General features: G+C 47.0%; 11 protein-coding genes. 4 read left to right on the forward strand and 7 right to left on the reverse strand.

The features are described 5' to 3' along the window. Positions 1-259: 259 nt before the first annotated feature. The 3 genes from NG796_RS10975 to NG796_RS10985 all read right to left on the reverse strand — a co-directional run bounded on the left by NG796_RS10975 (position 260) and on the right by NG796_RS10985 (position 1,867). A complete protein-coding gene (locus tag NG796_RS10975; RefSeq protein ID WP_261206655.1) occupies positions 260-496 on the reverse strand; it encodes a hypothetical protein in 237 nt (78 codons plus the stop codon). 583 nt (positions 497-1,079) lie between these two features. Next, positions 1,080-1,211: a hypothetical protein gene (locus NG796_RS10980; protein WP_261206656.1), complete on the reverse strand. Its 132-nt coding sequence runs from the start codon at positions 1,209-1,211 to the stop codon at positions 1,080-1,082. 194 nt (positions 1,212-1,405) lie between these two features. After that, a complete protein-coding gene (locus NG796_RS10985; protein WP_261206658.1) occupies positions 1,406-1,867 on the reverse strand; it encodes a response regulator in 462 nt (153 codons plus the stop codon). Between the two features lie 956 nt (positions 1,868-2,823). On the opposite strand from NG796_RS10985, the gene NG796_RS10990 reads away from it, so the two are divergent. After that, positions 2,824-3,960 carry a helix-turn-helix domain-containing protein gene (locus tag NG796_RS10990; protein ID WP_261206659.1) on the forward strand — a complete coding sequence of 379 codons (1,137 nt, stop codon included), beginning with the start codon at positions 2,824-2,826 and terminating at the stop codon, positions 3,958-3,960. Between the two features lie 5 nt (positions 3,961-3,965). Here the strand turns inward: NG796_RS10990 and recJ are convergent, their stop codons facing one another. Further along, positions 3,966-6,428, reverse strand: coding sequence for a single-stranded-DNA-specific exonuclease RecJ (gene recJ, locus NG796_RS10995; protein ID WP_411268801.1), 2,463 nt, complete (start codon positions 6,426-6,428; stop codon positions 3,966-3,968). 445 nt (positions 6,429-6,873) lie between these two features. On the opposite strand from recJ, the gene NG796_RS11000 reads away from it, so the two are divergent. Further along, a complete protein-coding gene (locus NG796_RS11000; RefSeq protein ID WP_261206661.1) occupies positions 6,874-7,098 on the forward strand; it encodes a hypothetical protein in 225 nt (74 codons plus the stop codon). Between the two features lie 348 nt (positions 7,099-7,446). Here the strand turns inward: NG796_RS11000 and NG796_RS11005 are convergent, their stop codons facing one another. Both NG796_RS11005 and NG796_RS11010 read right to left on the reverse strand, forming a co-directional pair. Further along, complete coding sequence (locus NG796_RS11005) at positions 7,447-9,723, reverse strand: DUF1565 domain-containing protein (protein ID WP_261206662.1); 2,277 nt, start codon at positions 9,721-9,723, stop codon at positions 7,447-7,449. Between the two features lie 253 nt (positions 9,724-9,976). Next, positions 9,977-11,419: a right-handed parallel beta-helix repeat-containing protein gene (locus NG796_RS11010; RefSeq protein WP_261206663.1), complete on the reverse strand. Its 1,443-nt coding sequence runs from the start codon at positions 11,417-11,419 to the stop codon at positions 9,977-9,979. Positions 11,420-11,565: 146 nt separating this feature from the next. Between NG796_RS11010 and NG796_RS11015 the strand changes: the two genes are divergently transcribed. Next, entirely contained in the window at positions 11,566-11,700 is a 135-nt protein-coding gene (locus NG796_RS11015) for a hypothetical protein (protein WP_261206664.1), read from the forward strand. Positions 11,701-11,796: 96 nt separating this feature from the next. On the opposite strand, the gene apcD is transcribed toward NG796_RS11015, so the two are convergent. Further along, the gene (apcD, locus tag NG796_RS11020) at positions 11,797-12,282 is read right to left on the reverse strand and encodes an allophycocyanin subunit alpha-B (RefSeq protein WP_261206793.1); all 486 of its coding nucleotides are present in this window, start codon (positions 12,280-12,282) and stop codon (positions 11,797-11,799) included. Positions 12,283-12,360: 78 nt separating this feature from the next. On the opposite strand from apcD, the gene rlmD reads away from it, so the two are divergent. Continuing rightward, positions 12,361-13,791 (forward strand): 23S rRNA (uracil(1939)-C(5))-methyltransferase RlmD, encoded by a 1,431-nt coding sequence (gene rlmD / locus NG796_RS11025; RefSeq protein WP_261206665.1) that lies wholly within the window; start codon positions 12,361-12,363, stop codon positions 13,789-13,791. Positions 13,792-13,935 lie beyond the last annotated feature (144 nt).

Below are 13,935 nucleotides of genomic sequence, written 5' to 3' on the forward strand. Positions count from 1 at the left end.
AATGGCTCCAGTAAGACTCCATCAGAGTCTTCCTTTTTCCTAACTCCCAGGGTTTACTGTAGGGTTCTCGAAATGCTCACTCCGGGATAAAATTCAGGGATAAACTTTTCCCAAAGGGCGATCGCTGAATTGAGGGTTCCATCTTCCCGCTTACCCAGGCCCGCAGACTCACCGTGATCAAGGTCCCGCCCCCTACACCGGGTGTTCAGTCAAAGGGTACAAAAATTGGGGTTGAACGGCTTAAAGAATTGGAACAATATCAGAATAAGATCTGGCTCAATAGCCCTGATTCTTCCATCAACTGTTTCAACCGCAAGTAGGCTTGTTCTGCCGTTAAAGGTTCAGAGTCGCTCTCACTGGGTAAATAAAATCGACGCTGTTGACCCTGATAGCGAACCATAAAACTAGAAATCACGCCTAGGGAAACGGTGGTTTCTGCAAGTTCTTCTACTGCATCGGATAAGCTATCCTGTTCAGCAAACCATTGTTGGCTCATATTCGCCTCTTTATGCTCCAATCGCTTGTCACGGACACAGGAGACTGTAAAAACTGGTCATTCTGTGTGTTTTCTATTGTTGGCTTAACCCCGTTAGGGAAGCGTACCCCTTCATCTGGTGCCATACCCAAATGACTGCTTTTTTGAGAATTCCCGAATTTAAGACAATTGGATCAACCCTGAGACTTCATTTTACCCCGAATTAGAATCTTGATTCTCAATCAACCCGTTAGACAAGCACACCGATTGATGTCCTGCTTTTAGAGGTTTGGGGACCTCTAAAAGCAGGACTGTGACCCTTGCCGGAACCTCTTGGTGATGAGCGCAACACTGTTCCACAACCCGCAATCCAATTCATGAGTGGATTGTGGGTTTAATAAAACTTTAGCCAAGTGAGACAAGATTGTACTGACCTCACTCCGATGCTAATCTTGATGCTTCATTCAGAAGTAGTCTGGAGGCAATTTATGAATTTCCCTGACCCTGGGGGACAGGATGAGCCAGAAGTTGAAGTCAACCGGGGTTTAGACTCACTATAGAGTTAAATTTATCCCAACTACCCTGTTCCCTAGGATAACGGGTTTTAGACCTTAATATTTCTATCTGAAGACAGGAGTCGATGTAAAGCACTAACGTAGCGACTGATACGCGAAAGTTTGGGGCGATCGCCTTCAGTCCGGTTAAAGCAGTTTTTAACCCGTTCAACAGCTACCAATCCTGATATTCCTGCGGTGAATTGACCAGCAGATAGATTAGAACGTTATAAAAGTTGGAAAAAGATATTCAAACCTTGAATTGAACCCCAACAATAGAAAACAAGCTCAAAATGGGTCTGTTCTGGGCAATAACAATAAAGAAAGACCCGGTTAATCTCCAAGTCTCTCTCGGTTTTGAATGATTGATTGAGGGTTATTCAACAATGTGAGCTTCACTGGGTTTAAGTTGCTTAAGGGTTTGATTCAGGTGGTTTAATAAGTCTTGAATCGTTAAGGGCTTAATAAAATAATAATTTGCCTTTAAGCTCTTAATAATTTCCAGCTCTAATGTCTCGATATAGCTACTCATTAGGATAACAGGTAAGTGTTGCAAATGAGCCGTTTGTCGAACCCACGCCAGTAATTCTAATCCCGACAAATGGGGCATATTGATATCGGAGAGAATCAAATCGGGTAACTGGCCGCACTCCGGGCGATCGCCTGAATTTTCTTGAATCTGCGAGAGATAATCGATAGCTTCTCTGCCATCATTGACTATTTTTATTTCTGCTTCTGCCCAAAATGTTGAGTATTCAAAAGTGAGTTTTAAGATATTGGCATAAGCGAGATTATCTTCAACGACTAATATTTGGGGGCGCGTGGCTACTCGATTCATAATTTGTTTCTCTGCATCTATATTAATTAGTGTTCCGATCCGGTAGAGATACTCTCTACTTGGGATGAATAGAAATTCGTTGTCCCGTAATCTTCTTCCTGTCTAAAAATTAACAATACTGATATCTGGAGATGATTTTTAATCAACGTTTATAAAATTAAAAATCACCGGGGTGCGAAATTTCCATCAATTGATTAAGGGTCATCATGGTCCTGCAGTTAACTCCTTGACAGCCATTTAAATGCCCAGTTGTTGAAAAACATACCTTGTTTTATACTTAAATTTTACTAAAAATAGAGTGACTCTAAACCCCAGGAAAAAGTTCCCGGTTTTGAGGTAACTTTATTCAGGCTAGAGTCAAATTTACTTTGTAAAATATTTAAGTGTTAACTAATTTTAAAGTCTAGTCCAGAGTTCAAACTCTATCCCGAGAGAGAATTTTTGTTAACCTTTTTGGTATCTGGGGCTACAGTAAATCCAGAAACCCTTGTGGATGATGAAGTTGATCCGGCTACCCTACCCCGGACTAGGGTCCTCAATTTTTTGGAGACTCGGTGACTGGGCAATCCCCGGTTTTGCACTCGGGCCCGATCGCCCTTGGGCAGGATGACTGCCTCAAAAGGGGGGAAGAACAGAGGATTTGATCCCTCAGTCTGGAGGGTTTAAAACACCTGGGGCAAAATTGTGAAGCGGTCCCCTCAACCCCCAACCCCCGATCAAACGCTAATCGGCTTTTTACCCTTCTGCAACCCCTTTAAACAAACCCCTTCAAAACTTGCATCTTGATCACAACTAGGGTATAATTTTACTATAACTAATTTTTAAGATTTCTGATTCTAAAGGCTAGAAAATGAACAATCAACTCAAGTAAACCCACTAACTCATACCAAATCGAGAAGATTGATCAGGAGGGAGGTATTTTTAAACTCGATTTATTTACCCAGTATGTTACGGCGATGAATCAGCGAATTGAAAACCTGTATCACCGGAGTGCTGAACATTCGGGGATGCAGCACCAGGGTGAGTTATTGCCGATCGCCTTTAAAGAACTCGGAACCGCTTCGGAAGAATTACTCGTTGCCTTAGAACAACTGGCGGAACAACAAGAACAACTGGTTGAATCTCGCACCCAACTCGAAGCCGAATGCAAGCGTTATCAAATCCTGTTTGAGCAAGCACCTCATCCTTACATTGCCCTGGATAGCACTTGCACAATTACCTCGGTGAATCGTGCGGCAACCCGATTATTTGACTGCACTCACGGATTGCTACTGCACAAACCCGTCAGTATTTTGGTTCCGATGGAGGCACGCCGGGAGTTTCGGGAACAACTGAAAAGGCGGCAACAGGTTGAGGACGATCAGGAGTGGCTTACGAGACTCTATTCCCCCCATCGGGAACCGTTTGATGCGGCGCTGACCCTCACGGTGGAACGGGATGCGTGGGGTAACATTGTTTCTAGTTGCCTCTGTATTCGAGACATCAGCGAGAGCCAGCGCGCACGGGCCCAGAAAAAAAAGAACACCGAGGACCTGTTCTGCGATCGCACTAGGCATAGTTTTTCTAAAGGAGAAAATATCCCTTTACAACCGGATGCCCTCTGGCTGATCTGTAAAGGGTGGGTGAAATTGAGTACCTTGACGGAAAATAATGGGGAGGTGCTGATGGGAATAGCGGGTAAAGGAATCCCCTTTTGTCGGACTTTAACGGTTCTTCCTCTCTATCAAGTGACTGCTCTTTCCCAAACCGTAGAATTAATCGCGATTTCTCACCTAGAACTGGCTCACTCTCCTCATCTCACTCAGTTGATTGCTGAAGGAATCACCCAGCGATTACAGCAATCTGAATTGTTGTTATCCGTCTGTGGGAGAAGGCGCGCCAGCGATCGCCTGCTGACCCTCCTCCAGGTTTTAAAAACCATTTTAGGGGAACCTGTTGCCAACGGAACCCGCTTGAGTCTGCGCTTCACTCATCAGGAACTCGCCGAGGCTTCCTGCACAACTCGCGTTACTGTTACCCGCCTCCTGAGCGAGTTACAACACCAGGGAAAAATTACTATCGATAACACCAATCATATTACGATTCTGGAATAGTGCGACTAATGCAAGGGCGATCGCCAATTAATTTGCGCTAATTTCCCGGGGGGAAAGGCATACCAACGATACAACCGTTCTAATTCGCAATCAAGGGTTTGGGTGGGAGGAAATTCCGGATAAGAATCGCCCAATTCCCGTAAAGCCGCCAGCAAGGTACTCGGTGCAACCCACAATTCTTGACCCATTTGTAACAGGTTCAAGGGTTGAGTCCCTGCCTCCTGGAGGCGATCGCGTAGGTGCGATCGCACCTGCATCGGTGATGGCAAAGGCGGTAAGTGATTATAAACATATACCTGACGGGGCATCCCTTTCCCCAGTAGCCATTGCAAATGTGTACCCGAGGGAGGTAACGTCCAGAGTAACAACGTATCACAGGGATGTTTAGGAAAGTTCCACTCAATTTCGCAGGCTGTCGCGCCAATTTCCGGTCTACCGGCACCATAGAACAACACCCGACCCTGTAAGTGAGGGAGTAAGGATTGTAAGGCAATTCCGGATAACCATTCTGGATCAACGGTAACCGGAGGTGCTTCGGGGATCACTGGGGTAACCCGAGACATAGTAACGCCCACCGTTGTTAGGGGAAGTGATTCCTGGACGGCTTGTTTCGGTGGCGTTTTCAGCGATCGCCGGACTGGGGGTTGGGGGGGCCCGGACTGTCGGATCATCTCACTCGGGTGACTCTCTTCGTGCTCAGGCAAACGGGCACTGATCAGTTCTACTTCTACACTGGTATTCCCATTCCAAGTATTTTCCCGCAACTTATACGCTACATCAATGTATCGAGGCAAGGGAAAATAATCCCCCCAGCGCCATGCAATCCCTTGAATCCGTCGCGGCGTGGCAATTTTTGACGAATTGGGGTGGAAACTTTGAGTCGAGCTTTCTAGGGTAACTTTGATATGTCCTTTGCCGACGATACGCTGTTCCACTACTTCTACATTCGGCGTCCAGAATACTGGGGAGGGGTTTTCAATGCCGCAGGGGTGGAGGCGATCGATTTCTCGGTATAAGTCGAGGTCAATTTGCTCAAATTCTGCCAGCACATTAATAGCGATCGCCGGTTTGAGATGATGGGGTTCCAGACATCCATGAGCAAACTCACTCAACCCTTGGCGAAACCCGTCTAAGTTCTGTACACTTAAGGTAAATCCCCCTGCTGCGCGATGTCCGCCATATTTTCCCAACCAGCGATCGCAATGTTGCATGGCCTCAAACACATGAAATTCGGGAATACTCCGCGCTGATCCGCGAATATGTTCCTGGCGATCGTCCTCATAAGTACCAATAAATACCGGCACTCCGTAGCGTTCCACCAAGCGAGAAGCAACAATACCAATAGTACCATGATGCCAACCCGGTTGGACTACAACTAACACACGACTCCCTAAATAGTCCATACCACTGCTTTCAATCCAGGCAACTGCCTCCGCCTCGATGGTTTCGCACATCTGCTGACGGTCCTGATTGATTTGTTCGCACTGCATCGCCCGCGTTAACGCAATCCCTGGATCATCCGTCGTCAGTAGTTCGATCGCAACCTGCGGATCACCAATCCGTCCCACCGCATTAATGCGCGGGCCCAACCGAAACCCGATTTCATCCGGTTTCATGGTTTTCCCACTGCTACTGGCACCGGAAACCTGAATTAACGCTTGTACCCCCGCTAACTCCGACTCCGGTAATTGGCGCAATCCCCGTTTCACCCAGCGGCGATTCACCCCCGTTAATGGGGCTAAATCCGCAATAGTCCCCAGGGTTAATAATTCTCGTAAGGGTTTGATTAAAGGTTGGGATTGACCTAACTTTTGTGCTAAACAAATGGCTAAAATATAAGCAACTCCCACCCCAGCAACTCCCCGATAGGGAGAGGTTTCTGGAATCAGTTTTGGGTTAAGAATGGCTGTCGCCGGAGGGAGTTCATCGGGGAGTTCATGGTGGTCCGTAATAATTGCATCCATCCCCAATTCTCGCGCCAGGGCGATGGGTTTGACGGCGGCGATGCCATTATCCACGGTTAAAATAATTTTTACCCCTTCACTGTGGAATTCCTTGACAATCCGCTCATTGATCCCGTAACCTTCTGCCATGCGACTGGGAATGGCATAATCCACATTCGCACCTAATGCCCGTAATGCCCGCATGAGTAAGGCAGTGCTCGTCATTCCATCGGCATCATAGTCGCCACAAATCGCAATTTTTGCCCCAGTAGCGATCGCCTTTTCTAATCGTTCTACCGTCAATGCCAAGTCGGGAAACTCATCTACAGGAGAGGGCAAAATCACCGATTCAGGGTCTAAAAAGGCCTTGACTTCTTCTATAGTTTCGATGCCGCGATCAATGAGTGCTTGCGCCAAAATGGGTGGCAACGCCACTGCCTCAGCAATCTGCTGGGCGAGTTCGGGTTTTTGAGGATAAATCTGCCACCTGTGATTGGGTAAGCGGATCGCGGTACTCGGAACCATAGCGGTATCCCTGGATCGGATGGGTGTTAAAGGTTATCCTATCAGTTCCGGGAACGTCTGAAAAGACCGACCCTCGATTCTGATTATCCCTCCCTCAGAAATATTTCGGCCAGATTGCTGAGTAATCATACTTGCTTTATTTCTCAAGGCATAGGTCCTCTTTCAGCTTCTCCTTCCTTAGAAACGCCGTAAAGGGCGTAAAACGGGCGGAAACCCTAACTAACGGAGTAGTCTTTAGGGTCTCATTCCAGAAGGGGCGATCGACCTACATCAGTCCCTGTCTTACTTTTCTGTAATTAATTTGACATTTTTCGGAAAAATCTTTGCATTTATACCGCAAGGATGACACGACTCATTTTTTTGTGCGGCTTAATGTAATCAATGCTTTGAAAACCAAAGCCATTTTTTCATTCAGAATTCAAAAAAAATAAGGAGAGCCAAAATCATGAAAATTCAAGACATCAATCTCAGCACTGAACTTTCTAATTTAGATTTCTTGGAGCCATTGTCCGAGGAAGAATCAGCTAATCTATCCGGCGGCCAAAGTTCTTTAATTGAAGTGTCAAATATCAAGGCTTTAAACAACGTCAATGTTGGCGTCAATGCTAATGTCTTTTCCCAGGATACCTCTCAAGAAAATCTCTTCCCCTTACGCCAAACAGTGGTGTAATTCTCAAACATTTAAGTTAAACCTTTAGAGGAGTGTGAGCCTCTTAAAAATAGTTAGCCAGATGCTCGCACTCCCCAAAGGAATCTCATGAATGGGGAACCTCTGTATCCCTTTCACCGGGGATTATGCGGATATTTAGCGTTACCTTAAATGAAACTTTCTGATTGATGATATAAAGATATGAGTTTAAAAATTTAAAGTCACAATCCCCACCCCCTAATCCAGGGAAAACTTTTAAGATGTTTTATATAATTTATCAACCTTACTACACCTTTTTTATAAATCTTTAAGCCCCCATTAACAAAGTGGTTTTGGGGGAGTAATCTGTAATTTTGCCAGAGGTCTAATCTAATCTATAAACCATAATCCTGGTTCAGGTTTCAACCTTTGTGCAAAGGCGTTTAGGGGGAAAAATGTACCGCGTTCCATCTGTTGGACTGGATTTCCTGCGGTTTCCCAATCAAACAGGAGTAGCGGTGCTAATCCCTCTTCTGGATTGCGCTGTTCTTCTCCCCCTAAATAAAAGAGCAGATTGCTATCCTGACAAATTCCTGTGGACTGTTCGACTAAACAAACTGCATTATTATTATGAATTCGTCCCGTAGCTAGTGCCATTGTAGATAACTCTTGACCATTTAAGGCCAGAATTTTATTTAAACTAGAAGTAACCAAGCGACAACGGTTTAATCCCGAGTCAGAAGCCGTATGATTCCAGTTTAAAAAGGGCAGCGGAATCGACCCCTTACCCGTGTAAGCAAAGGTGGCTAAACCCCCGTCATATTCCAGGCAACCAAATATCGTCGAGTTAACAGTTCTTGGGGGAATATCTCCTGCCCAATCTTGAATTCTAGCGGTGATTTGACTACTGATTCCATTATTTCTAAACAAGTTGTTATCCCCGAGGGTGGGTTGGGCCAATCCAAGGGTTAAAATCCCATAATTCTGATTATTTTCCAGAATATTCCCTTGAATAGTCGGTGTTGCTGAGGCGGTAACAACGATTCCATTGCGGTTGCCGCGAATATGATTGTCCGCAATTGAGGGATTTGCCATACCTGCGATCGCCAACCCAATTCCATTGTTAGTAAAATCATTATTTCTAATCTCTCCTCGCCCTTGCTGGATGACGGAAATCCCATTTCCGCCATTATTAACAAACCGATTCTTTTCAATGATTGGGGTAGCGGTTCCTCCGATTAAAATTCCCTCTCGGGGATTATCCATCAAAGTATTATTGCGAATCAAAGCAGTGGTTGTATCTTCAATCCAAATTGCCGTTCCGTTTGGGTCCGGATTCGTCAGGGTTACCCCTAAAATTTGGCTATTGTTTCCGGCAAATAGGGTATAATTTTGTCGTCCAGCGGTGCGCGTGGACGTAATTCCTCCCCCGCGAATAATTACCCCTTCTCCCTGCTGGGATTCATTACCGATTAAAATCACCCCTGGATTCAGTTTCAAGGGAAAAGTTTCCCGGGCGCTATACAATCCAGGGGCGAGATAAATTACTGTTCCGGGACGCGCACCTTGTAGCGCATAGGAGATACTCCGAAAGGGATTTTCGGGAGTGAGTCCCGCAGTAGCGCCATTGGTGCCGTGATTGGGGTCAACATAATAAATCGTTTGTGCTTCAGCGATCGCCTCATGAGAGGGCGTGGGAAAATCTGCCACGGGAGGAGGGGATGGCGATGTCTGAGGGGTCTGCGGGGTGAGAGTTGGGGGGATGACAGGGGGTGGGGTACTCCGCGCCACAGGAGAACCATTGACGCGATCGGTTTGACTGGTATAAGTCAATCCATATTGAATCATCCCCAGATCGACTGGATTGCGATTCCAGGATAACTGGAGACTTTGCACGCGATCGTCTGCTAAAAACTCACCGATATACATTCCACAACTATTGTTGGCATTGACTTCTGGGGTACTACAATTATTTTGAACTCCCCGTCCCCTGCCATGAATCCCGATGAGTTCCCCATTGGCATTAAAAATACCGCCTCCACTCATGCCACTGCGCGTCGGATTGCTGTAGAGTAACCGATAACCGCCATCATTGGAAGGCGGAGTCACTTCAGCGATCGCACCTTCGACTAACTGGCGATCGCGAATTTTTTGCCGCAAATCGTCGGGATTGGGCCATCCACTCACAAACACCGGAGTTCCTGACTGGAGAGGATTCGAGGCAATTCTCGCCAAGGGATAGGTGCGATCGCTTTGCACCCGCAGCAGGGCCAAATCCAATCCGGCGATCGTTTGTCCCAACTCCCCCGAAGGGTGACCCAGGGGAATGATATCCCGACTATTTTCCGAAGCCTCAACGTAATACACCTGCCCATCTGGCATGGCGATCGCATGAAATCCCCCCCGTTTCCAAACGACGTGCAAAGCAGTCAGCACATAGTAACTATTCCCCTCCCGCGCTACAATCACCCCACTCCCTGTTTTTTCTCCTTCAATCAGAAACGCATCTCCCTGTTGGGTCAAATTCGGACTAATTAACACCGAAACTTGCCATGCCACCGCATCCACTTCCGCCGGAGTCAATGCCAAAGCGATTAGATTCCAGCTTCCCACTGTAACGGTTACCATTCCTGCCAAAAATTGATAATTAAAATTCATATTGTGCATTTCAAATATTCCTTTATTCTTGTTAATTTTTTCTAAAAAAATGCCCGTAATAGAAGGCTTTTTTCCAGTTTTTCAATTAGAATATAATTAAGACAAATGTGCCAATCATACCCTAAACAACTTTTGCATTCCCAACTTTGTAGCAATTAAATAAACAAAAAAAGCGCAGAATAAACCGCGCCTTGATAGAGGCAAATTGCCCAAGGTGTTGAGAGAAAAAGCACTAAAGAAAGAGTGGCGATCTCCTGCACTGTTATGGAGTTAACCCACTAACAAACCACAATCCCAATGCCGGTTGTAAATTGTGAGCAACCGATTCTAAGGGCGCGATCGCCTCCTCACCAAACTCTTGTACCGGATTGCCCTTGCCTTCCACACTAAACGCAATCAACTGGCGTAACACTTGAGTCGGATCACTGGCATTAAATCCGCTTAAAGTGAACAACATATTATCGGGCTGACAACTGTCTTGTAAATCCTTAACCAAACAAATCACCCGGTCATTATTCACCCGTCCCGTAGCAAATAACATTTTATGCAATTGACCCCCATAAGCCGTCACCTTTTGGTTTAACTTCTGAGTCACTTCATTGCAGCGATTTTCAGGTAAATCCACCTCCGAACTCTTCCAAACAATCATCGCTTGGGGAATCGAAGCATACCCTTGTTGAGCCACTGTTGCATAATTGTTGCCGTAGGGTTCGCAGGTGAAATAAGCCTGCTGAATGCCTGTCGATTCGTCCGGAGTCGGGGGAATTCCCTGGGGATTGCGGGCGATCAGTTGATTTTCTCGTTCGTTCCCACGAAACGTATTACTCGCCGCAATCTGGGGCTGAGATTCTGCGATCGCCACTAACCCATAATCGCTATTATTTTCGATAATATTCCCCTCTAAAATCGGACGCGCCGCTTGCGTCACCACAATCCCAATTCGATTTTGATGAATATGGTTACCGGCAACAACTGGGGCAGCATTATGCCCGATCGCCAGGGCAAAACCCGTATCCTGAAACACATTCCGGCGAATTTCCCCTTTCGACTCCTTCGTTACCGAAATTCCATTTCCTCCATTATACATAAACTGATTATTTTCAATAATCGGGTGAGCCGTCCCTGATACAAAAATCCCCTCGCGATTATTATTGGTAAAGGTACTATTTCTCACAATCGCATTGGCATTTTCTATCCAAACTCCTGTCCCGTAAGGATTCGGGTTTGTAACCGTCACCCCCAGAATTTGGCTACTATCCCCGGCTAATATCGTAATATTTTGACCCGCCCAAATCCGGCTGAGATGGGTTTCTCCCCCAGTAATGACCACCCCATCACCCCGACTACTTTCATCCCCACGCAGAATCACCCCCGGTTGCAGTTTCAAGGGAAAAACTTCCCCCGCATGATAGCGTCCCGGTGCTAATTGAATCACCGTTCCCGACTGCGCCCGCCCCAAAGCAGCGGTAATGGTTCGTAACGCATTCGCCTCACTTTGACCGGCACTTCCTGAGTCATTTCCCCGCTTCGGATCAACATAAATAATCTGTTGCTGAACACTCATACTCGGCTGAATCGTGGGAACATTTGCCAGGACTTTACCCCCATCTACGTTCTCTCCCTGACTCCCGAGAATAACCGTTACTGCACTCAGCAACGATAAGGTAATTAAAACGAGGGGATAGCTGCTGATTTTATTCATCATAGACCAGTTCTTGTGGATTATATTGATAGGAATTGCATCAAATGAACCCTGACGCTACCGATTAGCTACTTATCTTAATGCCCGTCTAAATAAGCCAATTTTTTATAAATTTTCCGGATCTTTTTTTTCTTTATTCAAGGGATGGGGTGGATGGGGGAGATGGGGTGGATGGGGGAGATGGGGTGGGTGGGGTGGATGGGGTGGATGGGGTGGATGGGGGAGATGGGGTGGATGGGGTGGATGGGGGAGATGGGGTGGATGGGGGAGAATCCTACATTTAGTCCAAAAGAATAGCGGATAGGTATTAATGCTTGCTGCACTAAGATCTATCCGCTACAATCTAGCTAATCAAAATTAGATTTGAAATGCTCTTTGACTTAGGACATCGCTTGAACGATGTAATCAAAGTAGGGGGCAGCAGCGTTGGCGTCTTCTTGACTTAGAAGTGCCAGGGACGCTTCTTTGAGGCAAACAATGGACTCGGCCATTCCTGCCATTGGAACGCCCAAGGCGTTGTACATTTCCCGAGCACCAATGATCCCGATTTTTTCAATGGGTTCTTTGTCTCCGGCGAGGACGCCATAGGTGGCTAGACGCAGATACCAGCCGAAGTCCCGGAGGCACTGAGCCCGTTGACGTTGGCCGTAGGCATTGCCCCCCGGAGAGATAAAATCGGGGCGCTTTTGCCAAAGGCGTTTGCTGGCTTGCTCCACAATTTTCTTCTCGTTCTCAGCTAACGTGGTGGCAATTCGCACCCGTTGCTGGCCGGTTTGAAAAAATTGTGTTAAACTGGTGAGTTCCCCGTTCGTCGGATAACGGAGTTCATCGTCGGCTTTGAGAATAACTTGACTAACTACACTCATGGTTTTACAAAACATCGGAGATCCATTTCTGTAGTTTAGCCATTGAGGGGAACACAAATAAAGAGAGGTAAATTTACAGTGAATGCCACTAATGGGCAAAACAAGTACGGAGTCGGGGATCGGCAGGATGAAAATTGGCAACAAGGTTGCGCGATCGAAGTAGAAATTGAGGATTTGAGCGACACCGGGGACGGGGTGGGGCGCTATGAGGGGCGAGTGGTTTTCGTTCCCGATGCGGTTCCCGGGGATCGCCTACTGGTCCGGCTGGTGCGAGTGAAGCCTCAATATGCCAGTGGTAAGCTCCTAGAAGTCCTAGAACGCTCTCCTAACCGGATTCGCCCTCATTGTATCGTCGCGGATAAATGCGGCGGCTGTCAGTGGCAAAGTGTCGCCTATTCTGCTCAACTCCAAGCGAAGCAAAATCTCGTCACCCAAGCGATCGCCCGGATTGGCGGAATTGAACAGGCGACCGTAGAACCGATCCTGCCCTCTCCTTCCCCCTTTGGCTATCGCAACAAAGCTACCTATCCCCTGAGTCGTTCCGCTTCGGGGAATGTCCAAGCGGGGTACTATGAAAAAAATAGTCATCGTCTGGTCAACTTAAATCAATGCCCTGTGCAGGATCCGCGATTAAATCCTCTTCTGGCTGAGGTGAAACAGGACATTCAGGACCGGGGATGGTCGATTTACAATGAAACGGAACACCGGGGCAATCTACGGCACCTGGCGCTGCAAATTGGTCGCCGTACTGGACAGATTTTGCTTACTTTGGTCTCTGCAAATCGCAAGGTGATGGATATTGAGGCTCAGGCGGAAGAATGGTTGAGCCGCTATCCGGATTTGGTGGGAGTTTGCCTTAATTACAATCCCAACCGGACTAATGCGATTTTAGGGGAGGAAACGCGCTGTGTGGCGGGTCAACCCTATTTTGTGGATGAATTTGCCGGAGTGCAGTTACAACTCCGCTCAGATACGTTTTTTCAGGTGAATCCGGAAACGGCGGAGGTCCTGTTAGAAACGATCGCCTCTCGCTTGGATTTGCAGGGAACTGAGCGATTGGTGGATGCCTATTGTGGAATAGGGACCTTTACCCTACCCCTGGCTAAACGGGTAAAACAGGCGATCGGCTTAGAAATCAATCCGGCAGCGATCGCGATCGCCCAAGAAAATGCCGCACTCAATGGATTGACTAATGTCTCTTTTCAGGGGGGTTCCGTTGAAAAATTATTGCCCCAATTAGAAAATCTGGGATTACCGGCGGGAGAGAAACCGGATATCGTATTACTGGATCCCCCAAGAAAAGGGTGCGATCGCAGCGTTTTGGATACCTTGATTCAAATTGCACCTCAGCGGATTGTTTACATCAGTTGCAAACCCGCCACCCTCGCCCGGGACCTGAAAATCCTCTGTGATAGCGGAATTTATCGGCTAAGTTTCCTGCAACCGGCAGATTTCTTTCCCCAAACCTCCCATGTCGAAGCCGTCGCGTTCCTTGTGGCTGAGGGATAAATTGCCATTGGACCCGATGAATTGAAGGGGGAGTATTTTCCCGTCTCCAAGACAGCGATCGGTCAATAGTAGAACTTCCCAGGCAAAAATAGGGGGGTTATCTACACCGACAATTGGGCGATCGCTTTGTCAAGATTGAAGAGT

Source organism: Laspinema sp. D2d, from assembly GCF_025370755.1.
Taxonomy (GTDB): Bacteria; Cyanobacteriota; Cyanobacteriia; order Cyanobacteriales; family Laspinemataceae; genus Laspinema.

Bases quoted from the DNA above. Each gene is read 5' to 3' on its own strand.
- NG796_RS10975 (WP_261206655.1), bottom strand. From the start codon at position 496: ATGAGCCAACAATGGTTTGCTGAACAGGATAGCTTATCCGATGCAGTA.
- NG796_RS10985 (WP_261206658.1), bottom strand. From the start codon at position 1,867: ATGAATCGAGTAGCCACGCGCCCCCAAATATTAGTCGTTGAAGATAAT.
- NG796_RS10990 (WP_261206659.1), top strand. From the start codon at position 2,824: ATGAATCAGCGAATTGAAAACCTGTATCACCGGAGTGCTGAACATTCG.
- recJ (WP_411268801.1), bottom strand. From the start codon at position 6,428: ATGGTTCCGAGTACCGCGATCCGCTTACCCAATCACAGGTGGCAGATT.
- NG796_RS11000 (WP_261206661.1), top strand. From the start codon at position 6,874: ATGAAAATTCAAGACATCAATCTCAGCACTGAACTTTCTAATTTAGAT.
- NG796_RS11005 (WP_261206662.1), bottom strand. From the start codon at position 9,723: ATGCACAATATGAATTTTAATTATCAATTTTTGGCAGGAATGGTAACC.
- NG796_RS11010 (WP_261206663.1), bottom strand. From the start codon at position 11,419: ATGATGAATAAAATCAGCAGCTATCCCCTCGTTTTAATTACCTTATCG.
- apcD (WP_261206793.1), bottom strand. From the start codon at position 12,282: ATGAGTGTAGTTAGTCAAGTTATTCTCAAAGCCGACGATGAACTCCGT.